General features: G+C 42.7%; 3 protein-coding genes. 1 reads left to right on the top strand and 2 read right to left on the bottom strand.

The window, feature by feature from the left end:
* Positions 1 to 528 (top strand): 2-thiouracil desulfurase family protein (locus AC3AYF_RS21000; protein WP_487780408.1); only part of this gene is annotated, 528 nt, incomplete at its 5' end.
* Between the two features lie 112 nt (positions 529 to 640).
* Here the strand turns inward: AC3AYF_RS21000 and AC3AYF_RS20995 are convergent.
* Both AC3AYF_RS20995 and AC3AYF_RS20990 read right to left on the bottom strand, forming a co-directional pair.
* Entirely contained in the window at positions 641 to 979 is a 339-nt protein-coding gene (locus AC3AYF_RS20995; RefSeq protein WP_487780407.1) for a hypothetical protein, read from the bottom strand.
* 180 nt (positions 980 to 1159) lie between these two features.
* Positions 1160 to 1404, bottom strand: a 245-nt coding sequence (locus tag AC3AYF_RS20990) for a sensor histidine kinase (protein WP_487780406.1), incomplete at its 5' end; no start/stop codon positions are given.

The raw sequence follows: 1404 nt of genomic DNA, 5'->3' as shown, positions 1-1404 counted from the left end.
TTGATGGTGATTTCCTCTACTATTCAAGTTGGAGTCAGTGCCTGTTTAGCAGGAATGCAAGTACGTTATGACGGCGCTGATAAACGGTCAGATATCTGTCTGAACATTATAGCCGCGCATTTTGATTTGGTGACTTTTTGTCCAGAAGTCGCTGCTGGCTTTGGTATCCCTAGAGCGCCTATGCATTTGGTCGGCAACACAGAGTTTCCAGCCTTACAGTATCGTGATGACGGACATGAAGATTTATCTAATCAGCTAAACAAGGCGATAGAGGCAAAACTGCCCGGTTTTTCTAATCTAGATGGTTTTATCTTAGTGCAGAACTCCCCAAGCTGTGGATTGCTTCACGTTAAGGTATATCAGGAAGACCAACAAGCGTATTTATATCAAGGACTGGGACTGTTTGCAGCAGCACTGCGTGAACGTTTTCCCATGATGCCCCTCGTAGAAGAGAGGCAATTACATGAGTTAAAGGTACGGGAGCAGTTTATTGCTCAAGTTCAAGCCCACCATGACTTTCGTAAGTAAGAAAATACGTAGCCACTTTATTACTACTGAGTCAGATTAATCATCAGACAACTGTTAAGCAGGTGATTTAATCTGATCTTTGCCGAATTTGGTCAGTTAAGGACCTAGTGGGTCATAATTCAAATTCGGGCAAGCTGACAGTATGGGTGATGTGTTTGCCCATGCATGCATCAAAAACGTTGTTAAATACGTCTGTTGAGCTTGAATTTATGGGGGCATAGTCATAGACAGTTTTAGCTATTACGAGAAGGTTATTAAGGCCTTCGCCTTCTTCGTACATTAAACTGACTTTATATTCGAATATTATCCAATTGTCTTGTTCAATGTGACGAATATTTTGAGTTTCTCTGGCTATGCCGCCAGCGTAAGAACAAGTATTCATAGCTGATCTGTCGATCTCTTCTGCTGAAACTTGAAAGCTAACTAGTAGTAACAATATCAAGGTCTTCATGCTGCACCCCCTCACTTGTTTTAACGGCGCATGTTGCTCTTTCTTGAGTGAGCTAAGAACCTAACTGTTCGCATTCCTTAACGTATTATTCAACTAATTGTTGGTTATGCCATCCCTGATTAATTGCCTGCTGGGTAATTGGCTCTACCTATGTTTTATTTAGCAATAAGCCTGCCAAACTTAAGCATTACTTGCAGGAGAGAACACGTGATCGGAAGTCGACTGGCTTAAAGGAACGGTGAGCGTAACGGTGCTTCCTGTACCCGGCATGCTTGTTATTCCAATAGTGCCATTCATCGATTCAATAAGCTGTTTACATATCGTTAAACCTATACCGGTGCCTTGAACATGTCTATGTTCAGGCAGCCTCACAAATGGCGTGAACAATGATTCGATTTGTTGGGCGGTGAGCCCGGCACCCGAAT

The sequence above is a fragment of the Salinicola sp. genome, from assembly GCF_982684285.1.
Note: the sequence above shows the minus strand (reverse complement) of the source record. Positions and strands in the feature narration are given on the sequence as shown.